This window comes from Actinomadura sp. KC345, assembly GCF_004348515.1.
In the GTDB taxonomy this organism is placed as follows: domain Bacteria; phylum Actinomycetota; class Actinomycetes; order Streptosporangiales; family Streptosporangiaceae; genus Spirillospora.
Genome location: NZ_SMKH01000060.1, coordinates 1 through 24,333 on the forward strand (window position 1 = coordinate 1; position 24,333 = coordinate 24,333).

Annotated in this window: 25 protein-coding genes and 1 pseudogene; 17 read left to right on the top strand and 9 right to left on the bottom strand. The window is 69.0% G+C overall.

Translation table 11 applies throughout. The annotated features are described in order from the left end of the window. Window positions 1-179: 179 nt before the first annotated feature. Window positions 180-944 (bottom strand): class E sortase, encoded by a 765-nt coding sequence (locus E1281_RS12895; RefSeq protein WP_243716915.1) that lies wholly within the window; start codon window positions 942-944, stop codon window positions 180-182. A 293-nt stretch (window positions 945-1,237) separates the two neighbouring features. On the opposite strand from E1281_RS12895, the gene E1281_RS12900 reads away from it, so the two are divergent. Then, window positions 1,238-1,495 carry a cell division protein CrgA gene (locus E1281_RS12900; RefSeq protein ID WP_131877728.1) on the top strand — a complete coding sequence of 86 codons (258 nt, stop codon included), beginning with the start codon at window positions 1,238-1,240 and terminating at the stop codon, window positions 1,493-1,495. Between the two features lie 73 nt (window positions 1,496-1,568). Here the strand turns inward: E1281_RS12900 and E1281_RS12905 are convergent, their stop codons facing one another. Together E1281_RS12905 and E1281_RS12910 are read right to left on the bottom strand one after the other, a co-directional pair. Next, window positions 1,569-2,468, bottom strand: coding sequence for a rhomboid family intramembrane serine protease (locus tag E1281_RS12905; protein WP_131877729.1), 900 nt, complete (start codon window positions 2,466-2,468; stop codon window positions 1,569-1,571). Window positions 2,469-2,529: 61 nt separating this feature from the next. After that, a complete protein-coding gene (locus tag E1281_RS12910; RefSeq protein ID WP_131877731.1) occupies window positions 2,530-3,054 on the bottom strand; it encodes a peptidylprolyl isomerase in 525 nt (174 codons plus the stop codon). Between the two features lie 157 nt (window positions 3,055-3,211). Between E1281_RS12910 and E1281_RS12915 the strand changes: the two genes are divergently transcribed. Then, on the top strand, window positions 3,212-3,694 hold the full coding sequence (locus E1281_RS12915; protein WP_131877733.1) for a hypothetical protein: 483 nt from the start codon (window positions 3,212-3,214) through the stop codon (window positions 3,692-3,694). 161 nt (window positions 3,695-3,855) lie between these two features. Further along, window positions 3,856-4,665: an acyltransferase gene (locus tag E1281_RS12920; protein WP_131877735.1), complete on the top strand. Its 810-nt coding sequence runs from the start codon at window positions 3,856-3,858 to the stop codon at window positions 4,663-4,665. A gap of 760 nt (window positions 4,666-5,425) precedes the next feature. Here the strand turns inward: E1281_RS12920 and E1281_RS12925 are convergent. Together E1281_RS12925 and E1281_RS42580 are read right to left on the bottom strand one after the other, a co-directional pair. After that, window positions 5,426-6,886, bottom strand: a complete 1,461-nt coding sequence (locus tag E1281_RS12925) for a DEAD/DEAH box helicase (protein ID WP_243716917.1) — start codon at window positions 6,884-6,886, stop codon at window positions 5,426-5,428. 227 nt (window positions 6,887-7,113) lie between these two features. Further along, window positions 7,114-7,245: a hypothetical protein gene (locus tag E1281_RS42580; RefSeq protein WP_279433610.1), complete on the bottom strand. Its 132-nt coding sequence runs from the start codon at window positions 7,243-7,245 to the stop codon at window positions 7,114-7,116. A gap of 276 nt (window positions 7,246-7,521) precedes the next feature. Here E1281_RS42580 and E1281_RS12930 point away from each other — a divergent pair, with 276 nt between their 5' ends. From E1281_RS12930 to E1281_RS12945, 5 genes are all read left to right on the top strand, one after another. Then, on the top strand, window positions 7,522-8,937 hold the full coding sequence (locus tag E1281_RS12930; protein WP_131877737.1) for a cytochrome ubiquinol oxidase subunit I: 1,416 nt from the start codon (window positions 7,522-7,524) through the stop codon (window positions 8,935-8,937). A gap of 15 nt (window positions 8,938-8,952) precedes the next feature. Next, complete coding sequence (gene cydB, locus E1281_RS12935) at window positions 8,953-9,969, top strand: cytochrome d ubiquinol oxidase subunit II (protein ID WP_131877739.1); 1,017 nt, start codon at window positions 8,953-8,955, stop codon at window positions 9,967-9,969. Further along, window positions 9,966-11,636, top strand: coding sequence for a thiol reductant ABC exporter subunit CydD (cydD, locus tag E1281_RS41200; protein ID WP_207943251.1), 1,671 nt, complete (start codon window positions 9,966-9,968; stop codon window positions 11,634-11,636). Before cydB ends, cydD begins: the two co-directional genes overlap by 4 nt. Then, window positions 11,633-13,486 (top strand): thiol reductant ABC exporter subunit CydC, encoded by a 1,854-nt coding sequence (gene cydC / locus E1281_RS41205; RefSeq protein ID WP_207943252.1) that lies wholly within the window; start codon window positions 11,633-11,635, stop codon window positions 13,484-13,486. Before cydD ends, cydC begins: the two co-directional genes overlap by 4 nt. A gap of 155 nt (window positions 13,487-13,641) precedes the next feature. Then, a complete protein-coding gene (locus E1281_RS12945) occupies window positions 13,642-14,244 on the top strand; it encodes a peptidoglycan-binding protein (protein WP_131877741.1) in 603 nt (200 codons plus the stop codon). 225 nt (window positions 14,245-14,469) lie between these two features. Here E1281_RS12945 and E1281_RS12950 read toward each other — a convergent pair whose 3' ends face one another. From E1281_RS12950 to E1281_RS12965, 4 genes are all read right to left on the bottom strand, one after another. Next, window positions 14,470-16,062: a carboxylesterase family protein gene (locus E1281_RS12950; protein ID WP_131877743.1), complete on the bottom strand. Its 1,593-nt coding sequence runs from the start codon at window positions 16,060-16,062 to the stop codon at window positions 14,470-14,472. Window positions 16,063-16,704: 642 nt separating this feature from the next. Continuing rightward, complete coding sequence (locus E1281_RS12955; RefSeq protein ID WP_207943253.1) at window positions 16,705-16,986, bottom strand: CPCC family cysteine-rich protein; 282 nt, start codon at window positions 16,984-16,986, stop codon at window positions 16,705-16,707. Window positions 16,987-18,343: 1,357 nt separating this feature from the next. Further along, a complete protein-coding gene (locus tag E1281_RS12960; RefSeq protein WP_131877745.1) occupies window positions 18,344-19,156 on the bottom strand; it encodes an inositol monophosphatase family protein in 813 nt (270 codons plus the stop codon). Further along, a complete protein-coding gene (locus tag E1281_RS12965) occupies window positions 19,153-20,037 on the bottom strand; it encodes a DUF5919 domain-containing protein (RefSeq protein WP_131877747.1) in 885 nt (294 codons plus the stop codon). The genes E1281_RS12960 and E1281_RS12965 overlap by 4 nt, the downstream gene beginning before the upstream one ends. A 318-nt stretch (window positions 20,038-20,355) precedes the next feature. Here E1281_RS12965 and E1281_RS12970 point away from each other — a divergent pair, with 318 nt between their 5' ends. The 9 genes and pseudogenes from E1281_RS12970 to E1281_RS13010 all read left to right on the top strand — a co-directional run. Then, entirely contained in the window at window positions 20,356-20,649 is a 294-nt protein-coding gene (locus tag E1281_RS12970; RefSeq protein ID WP_131877749.1) for a hypothetical protein, read from the top strand. A 258-nt stretch (window positions 20,650-20,907) separates the two neighbouring features. Further along, window positions 20,908-21,129: a hypothetical protein gene (locus E1281_RS12975; protein ID WP_207943254.1), complete on the top strand. Its 222-nt coding sequence runs from the start codon at window positions 20,908-20,910 to the stop codon at window positions 21,127-21,129. Beyond that, window positions 21,126-21,341 (top strand): hypothetical protein, encoded by a 216-nt coding sequence (locus tag E1281_RS12980; RefSeq protein WP_131877753.1) that lies wholly within the window; start codon window positions 21,126-21,128, stop codon window positions 21,339-21,341. Before E1281_RS12975 ends, E1281_RS12980 begins: the two co-directional genes overlap by 4 nt. Window positions 21,342-21,449: 108 nt before the next feature. Then, complete coding sequence (locus E1281_RS12985) at window positions 21,450-22,181, top strand: GntR family transcriptional regulator (RefSeq protein WP_131877755.1); 732 nt, start codon at window positions 21,450-21,452, stop codon at window positions 22,179-22,181. 110 nt (window positions 22,182-22,291) lie between these two features. Then, window positions 22,292-22,720, top strand: a complete 429-nt coding sequence (locus E1281_RS12990; protein ID WP_131877757.1) for a plasmid replication, integration and excision activator — start codon at window positions 22,292-22,294, stop codon at window positions 22,718-22,720. Continuing rightward, window positions 22,720-23,010, top strand: coding sequence for a hypothetical protein (locus tag E1281_RS12995; protein ID WP_131877759.1), 291 nt, complete (start codon window positions 22,720-22,722; stop codon window positions 23,008-23,010). The genes E1281_RS12990 and E1281_RS12995 overlap by 1 nt, the downstream gene beginning before the upstream one ends. Beyond that, window positions 23,010-23,315 (top strand): hypothetical protein, encoded by a 306-nt coding sequence (locus tag E1281_RS13000; protein ID WP_131877761.1) that lies wholly within the window; start codon window positions 23,010-23,012, stop codon window positions 23,313-23,315. Before E1281_RS12995 ends, E1281_RS13000 begins: the two co-directional genes overlap by 1 nt. 85 nt (window positions 23,316-23,400) lie before the next feature. Continuing rightward, entirely contained in the window at window positions 23,401-23,940 is a 540-nt protein-coding gene (locus tag E1281_RS13005) for a hypothetical protein (RefSeq protein ID WP_131877763.1), read from the top strand. Further along, window positions 23,883-24,332, top strand: a pseudogene (locus E1281_RS13010) (transposase family protein); the annotation flags it as partial. The gene E1281_RS13005 and the pseudogene E1281_RS13010, both read left to right, overlap by 58 nt. Window position 24,333: the final 1 nt, after the last annotated feature.

Consider the following 24,333-nt stretch of genomic DNA (forward strand, 5'->3'; position numbering starts at 1 on the left):
GTGGTGGGGGTGGGGGTTTGTACTACGCCCTGGTCGAACTGGACCTTGGGTTCTGCCCAGGGGAAGACCACGTACCAGAAGATGGCGGCTGTGGCTATGAACAGGCCTACGGCCGTGGCGGTCTTGGTGGGCCACGCGCCGGGTAGGTGGCGCCAGATCCAGGCGTACACGAGGGGCTCCTATGCCTGCTTCACGCGGGGGACTGCGGATGCCAGTTCACCGAAGATGATCATGCGTTTGGCGGCGGAGAACTTGGGGTGGCAGGTGGTGAGGGTGATCAGGGATTCGGCGGGCTTGCGTTCGGGGTGGCCCGGGACGGGGGCCGTCACCTCGGTGGCGGAGGGCGCCACGATCTTGCGGTCCGTGACCTTGTAGACGTACTGCTTCTCGCGGGTGTCGATGAGGATCTCGTCGCCGCGGTCCAGTTCGCCCAGGCGGTTGAAGGGGGCGGAGTAGGTGGTGCGGTGGCCGGAGATCACGAAGTTGCCGACCTCGCCCGGGTCCGCGGTGCCGGGGTAGTGGCCGGGGCCCTTGCGCAGGTCTTCTCGGCCCACGCCCTCGATCACGACGAAGCTCCAGTCCTCGCCGAAGCTGGGGATGCGGATCATCGCCAGTCCCTTGCCCAGCTTCACCTGCTCGGTGGTGACCTTGGGGGCCTCCCACGTGCTCAGCATCTCCTGGCTGAGGCGGTCCTGCTGGTCCTGGGTGTAGCGGCCGGTCCCCCACAGGGAGTAGGTGACGAAGAGCATGACGATCAGTCCGGCGGTGATGCACAGTTCGCCCAGGAGACGGATCAGCGTCCGCACCGGTGCGTCCTCCTCGGGGGTGGGGCCGGCCAGTCCGGCGGCGTTGCCTTGTCGACGGTCCGCATCTCGGGGACGCGTCCACGACGCCTTGGAGATCAGGGTATTGCCCACGCGGTGGACGGCGCTCGTCGAGATCACCCGATGGTCCATGGTCTGCATCGCGCGGGCGGGGCCGGTGAGCGCTGTGAATCCCCGGTCGGCGGCCCGTTTCGGTCTCGTATTGTGACGTCCGGCCGCGCGCGAGATACGGTCGGTGTCGTGGCGGAGGCGCCGGTACCGCGGCCCGTGCTCGCGCTCGCCGTGACGGCTGGGATGATGCTTCCCCGCGCTGTACGCCGTACTCTGCTCACCAGCGACTACGCTAACCGACAAACCACCCATGCGCGGTCCGGCGCTCCGGCCGCCGGACCGCCCGAGGAGACCGACGCACCGTGGCCAAGTCGAAAACCCGCAAGAAGGCCGTCTACACGCCCCCGCAGAAGTCCAAGGCCCCCGAGGTCAGCCCCCGGTGGCTGGTCCCCACGATGGTCGGGCTGTGGCTCATCGGACTGGTCTGGATCGCCGTCTTCTACGTGACGGCCAGCACCGGCACCGAGGTCCCGTACATGACCGACCTCCACAACTGGAACCTGGGGATCGGATTCGCGGCGATCATTCTGGGCGTGATCCTGTCCACCAAGTGGCGCTGACGGCGTACCACCCCGGGTTCTTCCACAGGCGCGCGGACGCCGCGTGGCGTGAGCGGCGTCCGCGCGTGCGCGGCTACCCGATCGTGGGGGTCAGCTCCGTCGTCCTGACGGCGACCAGCGCGAGGAGCAGCGCCAGGGTGACCAGCGGCGCCCCGATGTGCAGCAGCTTCCGCTGCGCGGCCGGGGCGTAGGCGAAGGCCGCCGCCAGCACCGCGCCGACCACCAGGCCGCCGACGTGCCCCTCCCAGGAGATCCCCGGCACCGAGAACGTGATCACCAGATTGATCACCAGCAGCACCACGATCGGCCCGACCGGTCCGCCCAGCTTGCGGCCGATCACGAAGAACGCTCCGAACAGGCCGAATATCGCACCGGACGCGCCGACCGCCGAGTCCGCCGGGGCGCCGACCAGGTACAGCAGCACCGAGCCGCCCAGCCCCGACAGCATGTACAGGGCGAGGAAACGCCACCGTCCGAGCACCTGTTCCAGCGCGGGGCCGACCGCGTACAGCGCCCACATGTTGAACAGGATGTGGGCGATGCCGAACGTCCCCCCGCGCTGGTGCAGGAACATCGTGGTGAACAGCCGGTACCACTCGCCCTCGGCCACTCCGCCGACCTGGCCGTCGGGCAGCAGCCCCCGGCCGAGCATCATGAACTCCCACACGACGCGCCACGACGCCAGTTCGGCCAGGTACGCCAGGACGCAGGCGCCGATCAGCGTGTAGGAGACCACGGGTACCGCGGACGTGGAGCCCCGCGCGCCGAGGACCGTCCGGGGAACCGCTTTGCGGACCCCCCGGCTGGCCTCGGTGACGCATTCCACGCACTGGTGCCCCACCGCCGCGTCCCGCATGCATTCCGGGCAGATGAACCGGTCGCACCGTGTGCAGCGCACATACGTCTCCCGGCCCGGATGCCGGTAGCAGGTCGGCACCGAGGTCTCGGGGGCGGGACTGGGTTCTGTGCTCATCTGGGGCTCCGTGGGGCCGGTACGGGCGTCACCCGCTGTCAGGTCTCACAGTAGGAAACGACTAACGGCGTTCGATCGTCACCGACTGGATGACGACGTCCTCCTGCGGACGGTCGTTCCGGCCGGTCGGGACCTTGCCGATCCGGTCGACGACGTCGGTGCCCTCGATGACCTTGCCGAAGATGGTGTGCCGGCCGGTCAGGTGCTGGGTGTGGGCGACGCTGAGCGTGATGAAGAACTGGGAGCCGTTGGTCCCCGGCCCGGCGTTGGCCATCGCCAGCAGGTAGGGCCGGTTGAACTTGAGGTCCGGGTGGAACTCGTCCTTGAACTCGTACCCCGGGCCGCCGGTGCCGGTGCCCAGCGGGTCGCCGCCCTGGAGCATGAACTGGTCGATCACGCGGTGGAAGATCGTGCCGTTGTAGAGCGGCTGGTCGCTCTTCTGGCCGGTGCGCGGGTCGTGCCAGGTCCGGTTGCCCTCCGCCAGGTCGACGAAGTTCGCCACCGTCTCGGGCGCGTGCTCCGGGTACAGCTGGATCACGATCTTGCCGAGCGACGTGTTGAGCGTCGCGAAGATCTCGTTGGCCACGCTGACTGCCTCCTCGTGGAGCTGGTCTGTACGTCTGGACGCGAGGTCCCCGCCCGGAAGCGGTCACCCTAGGTGTTCGGACGATTGCAGATACAGGGTTTACCTTCCCGTCTTCGGGAAGGCTGCTCGACAGGACCTCGCAAACAGGGAGGTTAGCGTGTCCCTAAAGATCAGTATCCGCCGGAAGCCGCAGGAGGAAGCCCTCACGCGGTTCGGCCGCGTCCAGGAGATGGCCCGGCAAGGCGTCGACTCGTGCCGGCAGGGTGCCTCCTCCGCGGCGGAGCGGATCAGGCCCGCAGCGGACGGGCGTGTGATGGTCGTCCGCGGCTGGAGCGCACCGAGACTCCGGCAGGCGGCCCGGTATGTGGAGACCGGGCTGGCTCCGCGGGTGAGCATGTTCCTGACCGACACCGCCCACCGGGTGGAACCGCCGAAGAAGACCAAGTCCGGGCGCGGCGCCCTGATGGCGATGATGGGGGTGGTCGCCGCCGTCGGCGTGGCCGGTGTGGTGGCGACTCGGCGCGACACCATCCGGGATCTGACCAAGGGTTCCGGTGAGCAGGCGGGGGAGGCCACCTCGGCCGACTCCATGACGGTCACCGGTGCCGATGTCGATGGTCAGGTCCACTCTCCGCACTGACGCGGACAGGTTTCATTCCGCCGAGGATGAACGTCGTTCATCGGAGGGCCCGGTCGGTCGCGGCCGGGCCCTCCGGCGTGCCGGAACGTGGTCCGATTCACGTTCGCTCCATCTCGTCCCACTCATCCCCACGGTTACTACCAACCGGTACGGTGAACGCCATGTCACCGAAGCGCTCGATCCGGCAGGCGCTGGCGAGCCGGGCCAGGGACCGGGCGCGCCGGGGCGTGCACACGGCCGTTCACCACGCCTGGGAGTGGATCCGGCGGCACGGCGAGATAACCCCGCTGACACCGGGCCGCCGCGAGTTCGCCTACCTGGGCGAGGGCGCGTGCATCGGCTTTCCCGTCGGCGCCATCTACGGCGAGCCGTGGATCTCGATCGGCGACCACACGCTGGTCGGCACGCACGTCACGATCTCGGCGGGTTTCGTCCCGGGGCTCGACCTCGGGCCGGACGTGATCGTCCGCATCGGCGCGAGCTGCTCGCTCGGACGCGGCACCCACATCGTCGGGCACCAGTCCATCGACATCGGCGACGACGTCTTCACCGGTCCGAACGTCTACATCACCGACCAGAACCACACCTACGGCGACGTGCACACGCCCATAGGCCGCCAGTGGCCGGAGAACAACCCCGTCGTGATCGGCGACGGCTGCTGGATCGGAACCGGCGCGATCGTCCTTCCCGGGACACGGCTCGGCCGCAACGTCGCCGTCGCGGGCGGCGCGGTCGTCCGCGGCGAGTTCCCCGACCACGCGGTCATCGGCGGCATCCCCGCCAAGATCCTCCGCAGCCACGACAAGGAGAACGGCTGGCAGCCGCCGCTGCGCACCGACCCCCTCATGTCGCTGGACGAGCTGGCCGCCCTCTCCGTGGACGGCTTGGACGGCCTCCAGGTCCTCCAGGACAAGCTCCGCGAGGAGACCGCCGCCCGCGACGAGGACGTCCTCCGCGAAGAAGCCGGCTGACGGCGTCCGTCCAGCGGGTCGGCGGCGCCGCGATGACGACGGCCGGCAGGTCCCCCGAAGGCGATGCCGTGGAAGCCGCATCCCAGGTTCGACCATGCCGGACCAGGCCGAGCGGCGAACCTCGCTAGTAGATGCCGCTGTAGAAGCCATAGGCGAGGGCCAGTGCCACGATGACCACGACGACGATCAGGCTGATCCATTCGGAGGCCCGTCCCCGGGTTCGGGGGGCTCGAAGGTGAGGGCACCGCGGTTGTAGACGAGCGGGGTCCCTCGTAATACAGGAGCAGCGGCTGTCCCGCCCGGGTGTCCACCGTGAATGCCGCTCGTCCCGTCTTGATGCCGAAGTACGAGCACCAGACCTTCAGCGGCCACACGCCCGGAGGCAGGGGCAGCGGATTGTCACCGTGCTCCAGACGCCACCGGGTGCCGCCGACCTCCGCCAGCATCGGCAGGAACGCGATCCTCCCCTTCATCCGTGTGTACTGCTTCTCCGCACGGATCACCACTGGGACGACCGGCCCTTGCGGGCCATGACCGTAAGTCACCCAATCCCCCTAACCGCCGGCGACCGTTCTCAAGATCTGAGACGCCCGTCCCCGACCCCGGGTTCGACAGGTGGAGCGCGCGGTCCGATCCGAGCGCCGGCCGTCACGACCAGAGCGCCGCCGGACTTGCCGAGAAGGTGGAACGTCCGCCCGTGAAACCGTGCGGAAACGGCTGGAGCCCCGCCCTTCGCGGGCGGGGCTCCATGGTGGGCCGGTCAGTTGTAGCGGGCGGGGCGGCGGTCGGAGCCGCCGCGGCGGTTGCCGTGCGAGCCTCCGCCGGAGCGGGGGCCCCCGCCGCCGCGGCGCTCGCCGCCGGAGTAGGAGCCGCGGTGCTCGCCGTCGCGGGGACGGCCGCCGTAGCCGCGGCCGCCGCGGCGTCCGCCGCCCTGGCGGCCCCGGCCTCCGCCGCCCTCGCGGCGGGGACGCTCGGGGATGATCGGGCCCTCGATCGGGATGCCGGACGGCGGGCGGGCGCCGGTCAGCTTGACCAGTTCCGTGTCGCCGGTGGTGACCCGGGTGCGGGGCGCGTTGATGCCGGCGCGGCGCGTCATCGCGGACGTGGCACGCACCTGGTGCGGCAGGACGAGCGTGACGACCGTGCCGCTCTCACCGGCACGGGCCGTGCGGCCCGCGCGGTGCATGTAGTCCTTGTGGTCGGCGGGCGGGTCGACGTGCATGACGAGGGTCACGTCGTCCACGTGGATGCCGCGGGCGGCGACGTCGGTCGCGACCAGGACGCTGATCGAGCCCTCGCGGAACTCGGCGAGCGTGCGGGTGCGCAGGCCCTGGCTCTTGCCGCCGTGCAGGCCCGCCGCGCGGACGCCGGCCTGGACGAGTTGCTTGGCGAGCCGGTCGACGCCGTGCTTGGTGCGGGCGAACAGGATCGTCCGGCCCTCGCGGTTGGCGATCTCGGCGGTGACGGCCGCCTTCTCCTTGGGCGCGACCAGCAGGAGGTGGTGCTCCATGGTGTCGACGGACTCATCGACCTGGCCGATGGCGTGCGTCACCGGGTCGTTCAGGTAGCGCTTGACCAGGACGTCGACGTCCTTGTCGAGGGTGGCGGAGAACAGCAGGCGCTGCCCGCCGGGCTTGGCGGCGTCGAGGATGTCGGTGACATCGGGCAGGAAGCCCATGTCGGCCATGTGGTCGGCCTCGTCCAGCACGGCGATCTCGATGTCGGACAGGTCGCAGGCGCCCTGCCGCATCAGGTCCTTGAGGCGGCCGGGGGTGGCGACCAGGATCTCGACACCGCGGCGCAGCGCGTCGATCTGCTTGAACATGGAGGTCTGGCCGATGACGGTCTTGAAGTGCAGCCCGAGGCCGCGGCCGAGGGGCTCGAGGTTGTTCTGGACCTGCTGGGCCAGCTCGCGGGTCGGCACGAGGATCAGCGCCAGCGGACGCTTGGGGGCGGCCTTGCGGCCGGAGAGGCGGGTGAGCAGCGGCAGGCCGAAGGCCAGGGTCTTGCCGGAGCCGGTCTGGCCGCGCCCGAGGACGTCGCGTCCCTCCATGACATCGGGGATCGCGGCGGCCTGGATGGGGAACGGGGCGTCGATGCCCTGACGGGTCAGGGAGTTCACCAGCGCCGACGGGATACCGAGTTCGGCGAAGGTGGGAACCCGCTCCTCGTCCGCGGTGGCGGGCATGGACGGGTTCTGTGCAGCGTCAGCTGTGGTCACGCATTACCTTCCGAGAGGGGGGCACGTCTCGGGAGGCACCACAGTATGAATGGGCTGCGGGCTGCAAGGACGAGCCGGACGCCATGGGGGGCGCCGAAGAATGATTCCTAGAGTCTAACGTCGCCGTGGGGCGTTCTTATGCCCCGTCCCCGCCGGAACATTCCGCCTTGTTCATCCCATTGGGGATCAGCAGCCACAGAACGCGGTGGTCAGGGGGTACACGGACGCTACCGGACGAGGACCGGGGCCTGGCGGTCGATCTCCCGCGCCATGGAGGTCACCATCTCCTCGAAGGCCGCGGCGCCGTAGCGGGCGTGGAGGGCGGGGTAGACGTTCTTGCGGGCGGCCTCCCGGAGCATCCCAGCTCAGGTCGGTGTGCGCGATCCGCCGTCCGAGGGCCAGCTCGTCGTGTGCCCGCCGGGTCACCCGGAGGAGCTCCGGATGCTCCGTCGACTCGGAAAGGATCATGCGCGTCGCGTCCCTGAGGTCCATGAGCGAAGTCTATGCGCACCGGGTGACGCGCGGACGCGGTCCTGTGAGGCAGTTAACCACGCGGCGTAGTACTACGGCTCGTAGTATGTCTGACAGGATGTAGTACTACAGCTTGTAGTAGATAGCCGGAGAGGCCCGCGCCCATGGACCCTGTCGACATCGCCCGGTGGCAGTTCGGGATCACCACCGTGTACCACTTCCTGTTCGTCCCGCTGTCGATCGGACTGTCCGCGCTTGTCGCGGGACTGGAGACGGCGTGGATCCGGACGGGCAAGACCGCGTACCTGCGCGCCACCAAGTTCTGGGGCAAGCTGCTCCTGATCAACTTCGCGATGGGAATCGTCACCGGGCTCGTGCAGGAGTTCCAGTTCGGCATGAACTGGAGTGACTACTCCCGCTTCGTCGGCGACGTCTTCGGCGCGCCGCTCGCCATCGAGGGGCTGCTCGCGTTCTTCGTCGAGTCGACCTTCCTCGGGCTGTGGATCTTCGGCTGGGACCGGCTGCCCAAGGTCCTCCACGTGATGTGCATGTGGCTGGTGTCGATCGGCACCGTCCTGTCGGCGTTCTTCATCCTCTCCGCGAACTCCTGGATGCAGCACCCCGTCGGCTACCGCATCGACGAGGAGTCCGGACGGGCCGTCCTCACCGACTTCTGGGCCGTGCTGACCAACCCGACGCACCTCGCCGCGTTCCCGCACACGATCACCGCCGCGTTCGTCACCGCCGGCATGTTCATGGCCGGCGTCAGCGCCTGGCATCTGGCCCGCCGCAGGAACGTCGAGGTGTTCCGTCCGTCGCTGAAGCTGGCGCTGGCCGTCACCGCGGTCGCCTCGATCGGCGTCGCGATCAGCGGCGACACGCTGGGCAAGGTCATGACCGAGCAGCAGCCGATGAAGATGGCCGCCGCCGAGGCGATCTACGAGACCGAGCAGCCCGCCGGGTTGTCCGTGCTCACCATCGGGACGCTGGACGGCACCGAGGAGATCTTCGGGATCAAGGTGCCGGCCGTCCTGTCGTTCCTGTCCACCGGCAGCTTCGACGGCGAGGTCAGGGGCATCAACGACCTCCAGGCCGAAGCGGAGGCGACCCACGGGCCGGGCGACTACCGGCCGGCGGTCCCGGTCGTCTACTGGAACTTCCGGCTCATGGCCGGGGTCGGGTTCCTCACCGCCTTCCTCTCGCTGGCCGGGCTGTGGCTGCTGCGGCGCGGGCGGCTGCCGTCCAACCCGTGGGTGTACCGGATCGGGACGCTCTCGCTGGCGCTGCCGTTCATCGGCAACTCCGCCGGCTGGATCTTCACCGAGATGGGACGGCAGCCCTGGTCGGTCTACGGCGTGCTGAAGACGTCGGCGGGCGTCTCGCCGAGCGTCGCCGCCGGCTCGATGCTCCTCTCCGTCGTCGCGCTGACCGCGCTGTACGGCGTCCTGCTGTTCATCCAGACCGGGCTGATGGCCAAGTACGCCAAGGCCGGGCCGCCCTCGGAGGACGAGGTCCGGCCCGAGGACCCCGCCGGCGACGACGACCCCGACTCCGAGCGCTCGCTGGCGTTCGCCTACTGAGAGGGCCGCCTGGTCATGGAACTCACCACCGCCTGGTTCATCATCATCGCCTTCCTGTGGACGAGCTACTTCTTCCTGGAGGGGTTCGACTTCGGCGTCGGGATGCTGCTGCCGGTCCTCGGCCGCGACGACGTCGAGCGCCGCGTCGTCATCAACACGATCGGGCCGGTCTGGGACGGCAACGAGGTGTGGTTCGTCGTCGCCACCGCCGCCATGTTCGCCGCGTTCCCCGAGTGGTACGCCACCCTGTTCAGCGGCTTCTACCTGCCGCTGCTGCTCATCCTGCTCGCGCTGATCGTCCGCGGCGTCGCGTTCGAGTACCGCGGCAAGCGCGACGAGCCGCGATGGCGCGCCCGCTGGGACAAGGCGATCTTCTGGGGCAGCCTCGTCCCCGCGTTCCTGTGGGGCGTCACGTTCGCGAACATCGTCCGCGGCGTGCCGCTGGACGCCGACCACGAGTTCACCGGAACGCTGGCCGACCTCCTCAACCCCTACGCGCTGCTCGGCGGCCTCACCACGATGACCCTGTTCGTCCTGCACGGGGCCGTGTTCCTCGCGCTGAAGACGTCCGGGGACATCCGGACCCAGGCGCGCCGCGTCGCGAGCATCGCGGTCGTCGCGGCGGTCGCCGCCGGCGGGAGCTTCCTGCTGATCACGCAGCTCCAGCACGGCAAGCCGGTGACCTGGCTGACCGCCGGGGGCGCCGCCGCCGGGCTGGTCCTCGCGGCCGCGGCCAACGGGCGGGGACGCGAGGGCTGGGCGTTCATCGGCACCGGGGCCGCCATCGTGCTCGCCGTCGCGACCCTGTTCACCGCGCTGTTCCCGGACGTCATGCCCTCCACCCTCGACGCCGCGAGCAGCCTGACCACCGAGAACGCCGCGTCGACCCCCTACACGCTGAAGATCATGACGTGGGTCGCGGTGGTGTTCACCCCGATCGTGATGCTCTACCAGGGCTGGACGTACTGGGTGTTCCGCAAGCGGATCGGCACGTCCCACATCTACGTGCCCAAACCCGAGCAGGTCACGTGAAGCCCCTCGACCCGCGGCTGCTGAAGTACGCCCGGACGACGCGGATCTTCCTCCTGTCGTCGGTGGCGCTCGGCACCGCCACCGCCGCGCTGATCATCGCACAGGCGACGCTGCTGGCCGGCATGCTCACCCGGGCCTTTCTCGGCGGCGCGTCCCTCGCCGACCTGCGGACCCCGATGCTGCTGCTGCTCGCGGTCGTCCTCGCGCGAACCCTCCTCACGTGGCTGCAGGAGGTCGCGGCGCACCGCTCGTCCGCCGCGGTCAAGTCGCAGCTGCGCGGGCGGCTGCTCGCGCACGCGCTGCTTCTCGGGCCGCGCTGGCTGTCCCTTGAACGCAGCGGGGAACTGGCGACCCTCGCCACGCGCGGCATCGACGCGCTGGACGACTACTTCTCCCGCTACCTGCCGCAGCTCGTGCTCGCGGTGATCGTCCCGGCCGCCGTCGGCGCGCGGATCCTGCTCGGCGACTGGCTCTCCGCCGTGACGATCGCGGTGACGCTGCCGCTCATCCCGGTCTTCGCGATCCTGGTCGGCCTCACCACCCGGCGGAAGATGGACCGCCAGTGGCGGACGCTCTCGCTCCTGTCCGCCCACTTCCTGGACGTCGTGGCCGGGCTGCCCACGCTGAAGATCTTCGGCCGGGCGCGGGCGCAGGCCGCCAAGATCCGCGAGGTCACCGACCGGCACCGGCGCGCCACCATGTCGACGCTGCGGATCGCGTTCCTGTCCGCGCTCGTCCTGGAGGTGCTGTCGACGATCTCGGTCGCACTCGTCGCCGTGTCCATCGGGCTGCGCCTGGTCGACGGCGGCATGGACTTGGAGACCGCGCTGCTCGTGCTGATCCTCGCGCCGGAGGCCTACCTCCCGCTGCGGCAGGTCGGCGCCCAATACCACGCGAGCGTCGAGGGCCTGACCGCCGCCGGACGCATCTTCGAGGTGATCGAGACACCGCCGCCCACCACGCCGCCTTCCACCACGGGCACGCGCACCGACGTCCCCGACCCGGCCCACGCCACCCTCCGCCTGGACGGTGTCACGGTCGCCTACGAGGGACGCGACACCCCTGCGCTCGACGACTTCTCCCTCACCGTCCATCCAGGCGAGACGGTCGCGCTGACCGGCCCGAGCGGCGCCGGCAAGTCGACGGTCCTCGCCGTGCTCCTCGGCTTCGTCCGGCCCGGCTCCGGTCACGTCCTGGCCGACTGGGACGACCTCACAGACCTGGACCCGGACGCCTGGCGCGCCCGCATCGCGTGGGTGCCGCAACGCCCCCACCTGTTCGCCGGGACGGTCGCCGCCAACATCCGCCTCGGCCGCCCGGACGCGTCCGACGCCGAAGTCCGGGCCGCCGCCGGGGCCGCGAACGCGCTGGAGTTCATCGACGCCCTGCCGGAGGGCCTCGGCACGCCCCTCGGCGAACGGGGCCTGGGCCTGTCGGCCGGCCAGCGCCAGCGCATCGCCCTGGCCCGCGCCTTCCTGCGCGACGCGCCGCTCCTCCTCCTGGACGAGCCGACCTCGAACCTCGACGCGGAAAGCGAGGCGGCCGTGCTCGAAGCCGTCCGCCGCCTGGCCGCCACGCGCACGGTGATCCTCGTGGCTCACCGCCCGGCCCTGACCGCCCTCGCCGACCGCGTCGTCCACCTGGAACCCGCGGCGGTGACGACATGACCCACCACCCCGACCACGCCACCCAGGACGCCTCCCCCGGTCCCGACGCTCCCAGGCCGCTCGGCCGCCGGGGCTCAAGCCGGGCGGAACGTTCGGCCTCCGGCGGCGTGATCCTCCGGCTCGTCGGATTCGCTCGGCCGGCTCGGGGACGGCTCGTGGTCGCCGTGGTGTTCGGGGTGCTGGCGCTCGGCAGCGGCGTGGGCCTGATGGCGACGTCGGCGTGGCTCATCTCGCGGGCCGCGCAGCATCCGCCGGTGCTGACGCTGATGGTCGCCGTGGCGGCCGTTCGTGCGTTCGGGCTGGGACGCGGTGTGTTCCGCTACGTCGAGCGCCTCACCGGGCATGACGCCACGTTCCGCATACTCGCCGATCTGCGCGCACGTGTGTACGAGCGGCTGGAACGACTCGCGCCCGGGGGACTTCCCTCGTTCCGTGGCGGCGACCTCCTGAACCGGCTCGTCGCCGATGTCGACGCCGTTCAGAACCTTTTCCTAAGGGTGCTGCTGCCCTGCACCATCGCTGCCGTCGTCGGCGGCGCGTCCGTCGTGCTGGCATGGGCGCTGCTTCCATCGGCCGGGCTTGTGCTCCTGTTCGCCTTGCTACTCGCAGGCGTTGTCGCGCCCTGGCTGTCGGCCACCATGGCGCGGCGTGCCGAGCGTCAGACGACCGACCTGCGCGCGGAGCTGACCTCACACGTGGTCGACACGCTGCAAGGCGCACCGGAACTCATCGCCTACGGCGCCGTACCTGGACAACTGGCCGAGGCCGCTCGACTGGACAGCGACTTCACGCGCGCCTCGGCCCGATCCTCCACCACCGCTGGAGTCGGGGCCGCCATCTCTGCTCTCGCAGGCGGTCTGGCCGTCTGGGGAAGCCTCGCCGTGGGGGTCCCGGCCGTCCGCTCGGGAATCCTCGATGGGGTGCTGCTCGCGGTGGTCGTCCTGCTCCCGCTGGCCGCATTCGAGGTCGTGGCAGGGCTGCCCTTGGCCGCCCAGTACATGGAACGGGCCCGGCATTCGGCGGCGCGCGTCTTCGCCGTCCTGGAGAGCCCCGAACCAGTACAAGACCCGGACGCCCCCGCACCGCTGCCTTCCGGCCCCTACACGCTCTCGGTCGAGAACCTGCGAGCCCGGTGGACGCCCAGGGGACCGCACGTCCTCGATGGCATCTCCCTAGACCTGACGCCAGGGCGGCGCTGCGCGATCGTCGGGCCGAGCGGTTCCGGCAAGACCACCCTCACCGCCGTCCTCCTGCGCTTCCTCGAACCCGCCGGTGGACGGACGACCCTCAACGGCGTCGACCTCCACTCCCTCAACGGCGACGACGTCCGCCTGGTCATCGGCCTATGCGCTCAGGACGCCCACCTGTTCGACTCGACGATCGGCGAGAACGTCCGCCTGGCCCGCCCCACCGCCACCGACGACGAGATCCGTGACGCCTTGCGCCGCGCCCGCATCCTCGACTGGGCCGACTCACTGCCGCGTGGACTCGACACCCACGTCGGTGAGCACGGCGCTCAGGTGTCCGGTGGCCAGCGCCAGCGCATCGCTCTGGCGCGTGCCCTCCTCGCGGACTTCCCGATCCTGCTGCTGGACGAGCCCGCCGAGCACCTCGACATCGCGACCGCCGACGACCTCACCGCCGACCTGCTGACCGCCACCGAGGACCGGACGACGCTGCTCGTCACCCACCGGCTCGCCGGCCTGGACGCCGTCGACGAGATCATCGTCCTCGACGCGGAAGGGCGGGTCGCCGACCGCGGCACCCACGCCGACCTGCTGTCCCGTCCCGGCGCCTACCGGTCCACCTGGCACCGCGAGCACACCGCCGAGCCCGTCCGGCGACCTTAAAGAAGGTAAATTATCCGGACTCGTGTAAACCCATTGCCACCCTTATTCGTCACTTTTCATTTGCAAACAATCCGAGCTTGTCCAGAACAATTCCGGATCGGCCGCCATCTCACCCCGTAACAGCTCCCAAGCGATTGGAACGGGGGAATCCGTCGATGAAGAACACGCTTCGCGCGGTACTCGGCCTCATGGCCGTGCTCCTCGCACTGGGCACCGGAATGGGCGCGATGAGCGCCGCCCACGCCGACGGCCCGAACACCGACCCGGCCGTGGTCAAGGCCATCCAGCAGCAGCCATGGGTCGAACTCGGCCCCGGCGACAGCGACTACCGCATCGCGTCCATGGGCTGCTACCTCGCGCAGTTCGGTCACCACGACAACTGCAACCCCACGCCCGAAGGCGAGGCCTGGACTCCGGAGTTCGAGGCCGCGGTGAAGGCGTACCAGAAGGCGCACAACCCGCCCCTGCCCCAGACGGGCAGGCTCGACACCGAGACCTGGAGCGCACTCCAGAACGACAACGGCGAGATCGGCCAGGGCAGCGGTAACACGGCCCAGGTCAAGGGCATCCAGTACGCGATGAAGGTCCTCCAGGACGACTCGCTCGTCGTGGACGGCCAGTACGGCCCCGCCACCGTGAAGGCCGTCACGGCCTTCCAGGAGCGCAAGGAGATCGACGCCGACGGCATCTTCGGCCCGATCACCTTCCGCGCCGCATTCGCCCAGGGCGCCGAGACCCGGGGCACCCCGGGCCGCTGACAAAAGGCGTCTCAATAGCCGCCCCGCGACCAGAACCATTGGTCGTGGGGCGGCCTCCACGCATGCTCAGACCATTCTTTCCGCGCGGCCAATGCCCACAGCCGGACGATCAGCCACCGAGCCCATATAGCCGACTCCCGTCTCGCTGCCCCCTGTCCAAGGGCATCGAACCCAGGCAGTGAACCGAGCATCCCACTGCCGTGCACCGCCGCCACTCGCGAGATCTCACGACCCGGCCCAGAATTCACAGCGGTGCTCGGCGCCGAACGCCACCGGCCGGACACCATGCGTGGACAGGCCGATGACAGGGCTGCCGGTGCCGGTGCCGAACACCGGCCACGCCGGGCGGCCGGGACCGTTCGGATCGCCGGTGCGGGCGAAGGCGGGCCAGTAGTCGATCATGGTCGCGCTCAGCCGGCGCTGCGCCCGGGTGAGCGGAGGGAACTGGCTGCCGGGGATCGAGGTGTCGAACAGGAACGGCAGATCCCAGCTGTGGTGTGCGCCATAGGACACGCCGTCGACGGGCTGCCTCTCCTCGCGGAACTCGTACGCGTACACAGGCATGTGCGGACGCGCCGCCCGGGCTGTGCTCAGCGCCGGGCATGCGTAGTTCCGGTCGGTGACAACCGCGGCCAGCGCGAGCGCCGGCGTGCCGAACTCGGCGGCCGGGTACTCCTCCAGGACCGCGGCGGAGTCTGCACCGAGCAGTGTCCGCAGCATCGCCGCGTACTCGTCCGCGGTCAGGTCAGGACGTGAACCGAGCACGGTCCCGCGGGCCTCGTGCCGTGTGCTCCCGAGCAGCAACGGAACATCGGCGGCCAGGCCGCCACGCAGCGCCGCGGCGGGCTGCCATGGCAGGTACGGTGTCCCGGCCACCGGCGCCCAGGCGGCGTCGCGGCGGTCTCCGAGCGGGTGCCCCACGTCCCCGAGGACATCGAGAAGCCGCCCAGCGGGCACGTCGCGCAGGCAGGCCGTGACCTCGCGGCCGGTACCGGCATCGGCGCAGCCGACCTCCTCGATCGCCTGGGCACCGTTCGCGTCCGCGTCCGTCTTCGTCTTGACCTCGGTGGTGCAGGCGCCGCTTTGCGTGACCGCCCGGTGGAAGAGGCCGCGTGAGCCGGGCGATGCGAGATGGGTGCACACGCTGCGTGCGCCTGCGGACTGGCCGGCGAGCGTCACTCGGCGTGGGTCGCCGCCAAAGCGGGAGATGTTGCGCCGCACCCAGCGCAACGCCTCGGCCTGATCGAGGAGTCCGTAGTTGCCGGAGACGGTGCCCTCGGCGTCGAGTGCCGGGCTGGAGAGGAAGCCGAGCGCTCCGAGCCGGTAGTTGACGGTCACCACGACGACGTCCCCGCCCTCGGCGAGTCGTGCTCCGTCGTACTCGGCGGCTGCTCCGGAGTCGAGTTCGCCGCCGTGCAGCCACACGATCACCGGGAGCGGGCCGCCGGACCGGCCGCGCAGCGGCCGGACGACATCGACGGTGAGGCAGTCTTCACGGCCGACCACGATCGGAGCGCCCTGGTCGTCGAAGCCGGTCTGCGGGCAGGGCTCCGCGGGACCGGTCGCGTCGTGGACGCCCCTCCATCGTTCAGGCGGTGCGGGTGGGCGCCAGCGCCGACCACCGACGGGCGGTGCCGCGTACGGGATCCCGGAGAAGGTCACATGGCCGGCATCGCCGTCACCGCGGACCCACCCCGAGTCGACCCGCACCAGGCTCGGATCGTGTGCCGCCGCGGGCGGCGCGGGGAGTCCGAGGGCGGCGACGGCCAGGCCGGCGAAGACGGCGGTGAGCGCGTGGACGAGGTCTCGTCTGATCATGTCCCTCAGCCTGCTCCGCCGCCGACGAGCATGCGTACAACGAGAGGCGTCACCGCCTGTACGCCATGTCGCGTACGCCGCGCGGAACGCGGCGGTGCCGGAAACCCGGGAGCGGCGCGCTTCAAGCTTGATCATGACGCGCCTGCCGAGAGTCCGCACCACCGTCCATGACGGCCCGCTCACCAACTCTACGACCGATTGGTGCGGCGGCCCATCAAGGCCGTGCGCCGCACACGCCGCAACGTTCAGCGGTCAGGAGTACAAGCCTTTCCAGTACTCCTCATGACTGTTGGTGAAGTCATCGGGACGCGTCTGGCGTAGGTCGTCGTATCGCGCGCGTAAAGCCGACGAGCGGCTTCCGGCAGCCCACACTCGTAGGTAGTCATGATCGCCCTGGCCGCAGGAAGTATCCGCCCCTGGAAGATGAGGCGGTCAAGAGGATCCGGCTCGACACCCGTGAGCGCATCGTGGCAGCCGAGAACCCGCGCAACGCGACCCAACGACCGCCACCAAAGGCTGCCGGACGAGGCCGAGCGTACGCACAGCCGAGGCACCCCATCCGCTGACCGACTCCGCACAGCCCCCCAGAAGCCGCCCGGATCTCGCTGCCGTACCGGTGGCGTCGCCACCATCCCAGGGCTGCTAATTGATCGGATGCTCGTCTGGAAGCGGCTCGCGCACGTTGCCCAACATGCGCGGTTCGCACGCCCCGATCCTGGTGAAGTTCCGCCGGGCCTGGGCAAGACTCAAAGCGCCGTTCGGACCGCCTCTGACAGCGTCAGCATCGTGCTCATCCTGGCCGTCGTCCTCCCAGAAGCACACCGGACAGATCTCGAAGTAACCGCGCTGCTCCAGCGTCAGATAGCCGCAACAAGGGCACGCGTACGGCTCACCCCTCGGTGGACGATGCACGTTCGTGAACACCGAGGAATTGTCGCGCCCGGAGACACTCCCCACAACCGTCCCTGCCTGAGCGTCTCCCAACCACAACGCAAGCACACCCTGGCAGCACGCCACCCCCGAGACCGACCGCGAGATCGCCGACACCTGAGCGCCATGGCCAAGCCCGAACTCAAGGGCAAGAGGGATCGGGCACGGAAGCAAAAAAGAGGTCGTGAGAGACGAGAGCCAGGTCGGAACTTCAGTCCTGACCTGGGCTTCTGGTGGGTGGAGCCTAGGGGATTCGAACCCCTGACACCCGGCTTGCAAATCTGCGAGATCAAGCCATGTCGGCGCTCCCACCTCGGCAAACCATGATCCCCAAGTGACCGCTCTTACTCCTTGATCACCCTGCTTAATGGCCTGCTAATGGCCGCCGCACCGTCCGCCGACCAGCGCCCTTGGGCAGCGTGCTGAACGCACAACCGCCCCGCCTGAGCTTCCCGTCTGCCGTCGTCCCGCGCTCCGCGCTGCCGGGCTGGGGAGGGGCTGTCTCGGTGGAGCGCCCCACCGGACGAACGACCGAGACAGCCCCTCCCCAGTCTGGTAGATCTCCGATCGGGACGACGGCAGACGGGAAGCTCAGGCATCCCCCAACCGCCAACGACCGCCACGGGCGCACCCTGGGCTTCCCAGAGTCAGAGCCCCCCGCCGGAGGTGAGTAGTAATGGCGCACCCTCAGACCGTCATCGCCTTGCCAACCTGCGCTCCCTGCTCTCCTGCCTGTGCGAGCGGAAGATGCGGCGCACGAGGAGGATCCCGCCACCAGAAGAGTTGCGCCGACCAGCAGTTTCCGAACGGTCCTCCTTGTGACGGCATCCGCAAGGGGAGCCGTACAAACCAAAGAAAGGCGCAATGATGGCAGACGAAAAGGACAAGCGCGCCAAGTGGGGCGAGACCAAAGCCCACCAGTCCGACGCCAATGAGCGGGAAGGCGTCGACCGGGAATCGGACGATGCCTACCGTTCAGGCCCCCAGGACCAGGGGGGCCAGTAGAGCGGACACGGGCATGACCTCTGGGGATAACTGATCCCCGGAGGTTCGAAGGTGAAGGGCTGGCTGCTTGCCAGCCCTTCATTTATTGTCTGAAGTCCAGCGGTCAGGGCGTTGGAGTCTCAGCCGACTGCGAGGAACTAGGCGGCGGCGCCGGACCCCGTAACGAGCGGTCGGAGGCGAACCGGCTGGCGCGGCGCGATGTGCGGCCCGGCGCGGCCGACCGGTGACCGGCGCCCACGCCGCACGCTCCGGGCGGCCTGGCGCGGGGCCGTGCAGCGGCCTGAGCGCCGCCGCCCCTTGATCCAAAACAGCCCAATTCGGCAAGGCATCGCGGGTGTGACCGTCTTTAGCCTCGACGCTGTGCTTCGTGCGCGGTACCGATCAGGGATCTGATGTCGTCGGTCAGCGCGGGATTGGTCGCGACTGTGGCGGCCGATGCGAATGTGTGGTCGGTACCGTCCTGGTCGGTGACTTCGGCTCCGGCTTCGCGGGCGATGATGACTCCGGCGGCCATGTCCCACGGCTTGTTCGAAAGTGTGATGCTGGCGTCTAGCTTGCCTTCGGCGACCCACGCTAGGTCTATGGCGACTGAGCCGAACATGCGGACGCGTTGGACGTTCGCGGCTAGGCATTCGGTCAGGGCGATGCGTTGACGGTTCTTGGCTTCGGCGTTCTCGCCTATCGCGTAGTCGCCGATGGCGACGATGGCGTCTTTGAGGTTGGTGGTCATGCTGGCTTGGATGCGGCGGTCCCCAAGGTAGGCGCCAGTGTGCTGGGCCGCGTGGTAGCGCGTTCCGAGAAACGGCAAATCGATGACGCCTACGACGGGGCGCCCCTTCTCTAGCAGGCCGATTGAGATACCGCAGAGCGGGATGCCTCGGACGAAGTTGGCGGTGCCGTCTACCGGGTCGATAGCCCAAAGGAGTTCGCCGGTGGTGTCTCCTGTGATGCCCTCTTCCTCGCCAAGGATGGCGATGTCGGGGGTTTGCTCTTTGAGGTACTCGCGGACGGCGCGCTCTACGGCGTAGTCAACTTCGCTGGCCATGTCGCGATCACCCTTGGCGGTGAGCAGGCCGGGGACGCGGGTGCGCACTAGGTCGCTGGCAATCTCCGCTGCTCGGAGGGCGACAGGTAGCAGTGCGGCTGGTGCGTCGGTCATACGGTACGGCCTCGTTCCCATAGCGCGGTGAAGATCCCCTCGAACGTCCCATACAGGCCGCTACCAGTCGAGTTGCGCTCGGCGAGGAAGGTGGGCGAGTCCAGTCCGCGGGCGTTCGGTAGGTAAGGCTGCATCACGCATAGCTGGTCGTTGAGAAGCGTGATGTTGAACCGGATTGTCTCGTCGTAGACGGCGACCGACAGCCGGTCTTGGGCCTCGGGGGTAAGTCGCTTGCGTAGGCGCGTCAGGACCTCGATGTTCAGGCGCGTCAAGGTCGTGAGGTGGTTGTCTGTGTAGCCCTCTTCCTGTTCGCGGGCTCGGATGGCTTTGCCCTCGGGGTCTAGGAACAAGGCTTGCAGGGTGGTCCCGTCCTCAATCAGCCGGTGTAGGCGCTGGTCGGGGTACTGCTGGCACAGCATGTTGAGTGAGAGGCCGGCGGCCCGGATGCTGCTGGCTCCGTCGAGTAGCGCGTGTGGTGGGTGCGCGAATGAGAACTCGGCGCGGGTGGTGAACACGGCGGTGACGTCGGCGTAGGTGTTGGGGCCGATGCGGTCGGCCGTCGACTCAAGGTCGGCACGCTCCCCGCTCGTGGCGTAGGCGTCGGACTCGTCCGCTAGGACGTGCGGCGGGCAGGGTGCGAACAGCTCGTCTGCGGTCCACTCGGGGAACATCGCCTCCAGGACGCGACAGTGATCGACGTAGGGAAGGCGTTTGAGTCCGCCGGACGTCCAGCGGTGGAGCTGCGCGCGGCTCGGCGCTGTGTCGATCAGTTCGGGCGAGACCAGCTTGGCGGCCTTGTTGTAAGCGGCGCAGAACATCCCGTAGCGCTGTAGGCGGTGCTGGCGAATCACGACTTGCAACAGGATCGGTTGGGGAGACACCGGGCCGTCCTCTCGTGGTCGCTTCTCAGGCTAGAGGCGCCATGACGCAGAAGACGAGACAAAGTCGAGACAGTTGTAAGACGTTGATGTGCGAGACGAGATCGTCACGGTGTCGTGACGCAACGTAACTTGTTGGCACGGTGTCGTCATGGCGAGCGATTGCACCTCTTGCAGGGGACGCGGGGTCAAGCGGCGGGTGGCGCGGCGGACGCTGGCGGCGGGTCACGTGGCGGGCGTTCCGGCTGACAGTCGTCGGGACTCTTGCCCTGACTGCCGTGGGACCGGCCGCGCCTCCGAACGGCGGGAAGGTGCGGCGTCGTGAACGCGCGGGATGTCGAGTTGCGGCTTCTGGCCGATCTGCAAACCTCGCTCGTCGGTCTGGGTCTGGCCGTGCGGCTGCATGAAGCCATGCCTGGGCTCCTGGTCGGCACTGCGAATCCGGGCCTGTTCGTGTGGGTGTTCGTCGGGGCATCGGGACGAACGTTCACCTGGCGGCGCGACGACAGCAAGCATCCGGTCGACGATGTGCCCGGCGCGGCGGGCAAGGTCGCTCGCTTCGTGGCCGCGCAAGGCGGGCAACTCAACGGCTCGGCGAACGACCACTTCGACTAGCGCTGTGCGGCTGGCCTGACGGCTGGCCATGGCGCATTGAACGGCAGAGTCGGCGGCGCGGTGAGGACGGTCCGTTGCGTGATCGCCCCCCACTGCCCCCCAGTGATCACGCCTGTGGGAGGGGCGGACCAAGCCCCGCGCCTCCGGCTCTGCTTCCAACGAAGGTGAGAACAGGTGATGGGTCCTTCTATCTCGCGCGATGCGGAACTTCGGGTGTTGGGCGATCTGTGCCGGATCTTGGTCGGGCGTGGTCTGTACGTGGAGATGCGCGACGCGATCCCCGGCCTGACGATCACCCGGACGGGCGGGACGACTCTGGATGTCGTCGGGTACGTCGTGGTGAACCGTCGCAAGGGTGAGATCTCCTGGTGGCGGATCGACAACCTTCACCCGGTCACCGACCTGGACGGGGCGGCGGACCGGATCACCGCGTTCATGGCCGAATCGGCATCGTCCGACCGAGCGAGGTTCCGCACGTGAGGCCGTGGACGGGGCACACACTGGACGATGTGACGGCGGCGGTCGTCACCCTGGAGCGCCGGTTCCCTGGGGCGTCCGTCTGGTTCGGACAGCACACGTCACGGTGGTGGGCTCTGATGCCCTGGGCGGCGTGGTGGCTGCTCCTCGAAGGGGCGACGCCGATGGAGCTGGCGGACCGGATGACTGAGGCGCGCGGGTCCGCTGCTCTGTGATGGTTTGATCGGGCCTGCTGAGGTCCGATAGTCGTGACAGCCGGGATGGGTTGGGCGTACATTAGGCGTGACCTGGTAAGACAACCTGTCGGATGATGGACGGTCAGGATGAGCCTTGAATCCGTGCCCCCCAAGTACGCCCAGCTCGTCACGGAGCTTCAACGGCGCATCGAATCTGGTCAGTACGCTCCCGGCTCGGCGATGCCCAGCGAACACCAGCTCATCGAAGAGTTCGGGGTGAGTCGGCCCACCGTGGTGGCGGCCCTGCGGGTGCTGCGAGATCAAGGCTGGATCGACTCCCAGCAAGGCAAAGGCCGCTTCGTCCGGGGCCGTCCTGCTCTCGCCTCGCTAGAGAGCGCGCGGGCGGGCCAACTTCGCCTGGCTGGCTCGGAAGCGGCTCTCCCCGGTGAGGTTTTGGCCGCTGGGGTTGTCGACGCACCGAACCGCGTCTGTTCCCTTCTCGACCTTGACTCGTCTGGCAAAGCGTTCCTTCGCCGGCGGCTGCTGACGGCGAACGGTGCGCCCTCTGAACTCCTGTCACTCTGGCTGCCGCTGAGCCTTGTCGAAGGCACGGACTTGACCAGTGCTGAGCCGCTGCCACAGGGCGTGAGGCAGCATCTTGAGTCGCGCAAGGGCGTGACCTTCGATCACATGATTGAGCACATCGTCGCGAGGATGCCGACCGGCGAAGAAGCGGCCGCCTTGTCCATGGGTGAGGCGACTCCGCTCCTCGTCGTCTACGCGACTGCTCGTGACGCTGCCGGTCGTCCGCTGATGGTGATCGACACGGTCTTGCCCGCCGACCTGCATGAGCTGGAAGACGCCTACCCGCTGGCGTGACCGTATCCGGCCACACGCCAGTTAGTTACTTGATAGACCAAGCTGGGTACGCTTACGATCATCTTGATAGGTCAACTGACAGACAGTTGACCGAATAGGAAGTGATCACGATGGCGGTGCAGGGTCCGTTCAAGGTCGCGTTCGGGGACGTGTTCCCCTACGGCGCGTACATCAAGGGCGGTGTGGAGCCGGTGCGCGACTTCGACCGGTCGACCAAAGAGAACTTCATCCAGGCCCGCGACAAGGACACCGGGGAACTGGTCTGGGCCGTGGAGGTCTTGGACGCCGACCCGGAGTCCAAGGGGACGTTCAAGGTCAAGCTGATGGGGCCGGTGCAGCCGATCATGCCGGAGGCTCCGGCGGGGTTCCCGTTCGTGCCGGTCGAGTTCGACGGCTTGGCGGTGACGCCGTACGTCAACTCCGGTACCGGGCGGCTGGCCTACAGCCTGAAGGCGGCGGCGGTGTGTCCGGCCAACTCCCGGGGCGGCGGCGCGGCCCGCACTTCGGGCAAGGACAGCGCTGCGAAGGATGCGGCGTGATGGCGGGCGGGCGGATGTCGGCGCTGTCGCTGCCGATCGACGGCGCGGCCTCCTCGGAGTTCCGGGCGTTCCGGGGGCGTACTCCGCTGTTCACCGTGTCGGCGGGGCGGGTGCTGGTGACCCTGACCCTTCCCGAACGCCTCAACTCCTCGGATGTGGAGTTCGCGCGTGGGCTGGCTGAGCAGGCGGCGGCGTACGCGGTGGAGGTCGAACGCCTGTACCGCTCCGGCCGGTCCTCCTCGGGCCGCTCCTCGTCGGGGCGGTCCTCGGGCAAGAGGAGGGCTGCGTAATGGATTCCTACAGCTACACCACGGTTCAGGTGGAGCCGGACGGGTCGGCACTGACATCGGTGTGCATGCGGCCCGACGAGCGGATGTCGGTGCTGTACCCGCGCGGCAAGAACCGGGCGCAGATCTCGATCACGCACGCCAACGCCTACATGCTCGTCACCCCCACCAGGCCAACGGCGCCGACCGCCGAAGACGTCCGGGTCGCGCGCAAGCTCGCTGAGTCGTTCGCGGCGTACGCGGCCGAGGTGGAGCGGCTCCACGTCGAGAACGGCGGTTCCGAGCCTGCGCAGGACCCGGCGGCTTGATCTAGGTGGGGCGGCTGGAGCTGGTACCTCCGGCCGCCCCGCTTCTCTCCCCCACAGCAGCGCTAGTGAAGAGGTGCAACCCATCATGGCATGGGAGTTCCGCAAGCTCGGACCCGGCGAAAACGTCGCGGTCGAAACCCAGCGTGACCCGTTCGCGGCCCCCAAGTGGGCGCCTCCGGTGTGGCACATGCCAGAGGGCCTGGTGCTGATCGTCAACACCGTCCGCGTCCTGGTCCGCGTCCTGGTGTTCCTGGTCCGCAACATCGTCCCCGTCTCGATCACGGCCGGGCTCGGCTGGCTCGGCTACGCCTACGGGTGGACGGTCCCCGTCCTTGTCCTGGTCCTCGTCGGCGTCGTCCTCGCCACGTGGGCTGCGGTGGACCGTCCGTCCTTCGTCCGCTGGGTGGCCCGTCCCGTCCGGTCCTGGTGGCGCCTCGTCTTCGTGTACCGGCGGGACTGGCAACCCGTCCTGGTCACCGCCGGACTCACCAAAGTCCACAAGGGCCGCGAATACCTGCCCTCCCTCGTCCGCGTCCGCTGCGGCCCGACCTCTGATCGGTCTGCACCGACCGGGTGCGGGCGGACCGCCCATACTTCTCCGGCAAGCATCGGGTGCACGGGATGAACGTGCAGGTGATCGCGGGTCCGGACGGGACGATCCTGTGGACGTCAGGGGCGTTGCCCGGCAAGGTTCACGACCTGACCGCTGTTCGCATATGGGGCATCCTGCGGGAGTTGGAGAAGGCCGGGATCCTTACTCTGGCCGACAAGGCGTATCAAGGAGCCGAAGCGTCGGTCGTGATCACGCCCTACAAGGGCAAGGACAAGCCCGAGTCGCAGAAGCAGGCCAACCGGTCGCACGCCAAGTTCCGCGGGCCGGGCGAACGGGCGAACGCGCAGCTCAAGTCATGGCGGATCCTGCGGAAGCTTCGCTGCAGCCCGAGCAAGGCCGGCCACATCGTCAAGGCCATCGCCGTCCTACAGAACCACCGCGTCGCCCAGGCAGCCCGGGGATGAA

Coding starts and splice junctions, on each gene's coding strand:
- E1281_RS42580 (WP_279433610.1), bottom strand. CDS start 7,245: ATGCTCCGGGAGGCCGCCCGCAAGAACGTCTACCCCGCCCTCCACGCC.
- E1281_RS12960 (WP_131877745.1), bottom strand. CDS start 19,156: ATGACCGACGCACCAGCCGCACTGCTACCTGTCGCCCTCCGAGCAGCG.
- E1281_RS12945 (WP_131877741.1), top strand. CDS start 13,642: ATGAAGAACACGCTTCGCGCGGTACTCGGCCTCATGGCCGTGCTCCTC.
- E1281_RS12920 (WP_131877735.1), top strand. CDS start 3,856: ATGTCACCGAAGCGCTCGATCCGGCAGGCGCTGGCGAGCCGGGCCAGG.
- E1281_RS12985 (WP_131877755.1), top strand. CDS start 21,450: ATGAGCCTTGAATCCGTGCCCCCCAAGTACGCCCAGCTCGTCACGGAG.
- E1281_RS12995 (WP_131877759.1), top strand. CDS start 22,720: ATGGCGGGCGGGCGGATGTCGGCGCTGTCGCTGCCGATCGACGGCGCG.
- E1281_RS13005 (WP_131877763.1), top strand. CDS start 23,401: ATGGCATGGGAGTTCCGCAAGCTCGGACCCGGCGAAAACGTCGCGGTC.
- E1281_RS12905 (WP_131877729.1), bottom strand. CDS start 2,468: ATGAGCACAGAACCCAGTCCCGCCCCCGAGACCTCGGTGCCGACCTGC.
- E1281_RS12990 (WP_131877757.1), top strand. CDS start 22,292: ATGGCGGTGCAGGGTCCGTTCAAGGTCGCGTTCGGGGACGTGTTCCCC.
- cydC (WP_207943252.1), top strand. CDS start 11,633: ATGACCCACCACCCCGACCACGCCACCCAGGACGCCTCCCCCGGTCCC.
- E1281_RS12930 (WP_131877737.1), top strand. CDS start 7,522: ATGGACCCTGTCGACATCGCCCGGTGGCAGTTCGGGATCACCACCGTG.
- cydB (WP_131877739.1), top strand. CDS start 8,953: ATGGAACTCACCACCGCCTGGTTCATCATCATCGCCTTCCTGTGGACG.
- E1281_RS12950 (WP_131877743.1), bottom strand. CDS start 16,062: ATGATCAGACGAGACCTCGTCCACGCGCTCACCGCCGTCTTCGCCGGC.
- E1281_RS13000 (WP_131877761.1), top strand. CDS start 23,010: ATGGATTCCTACAGCTACACCACGGTTCAGGTGGAGCCGGACGGGTCG.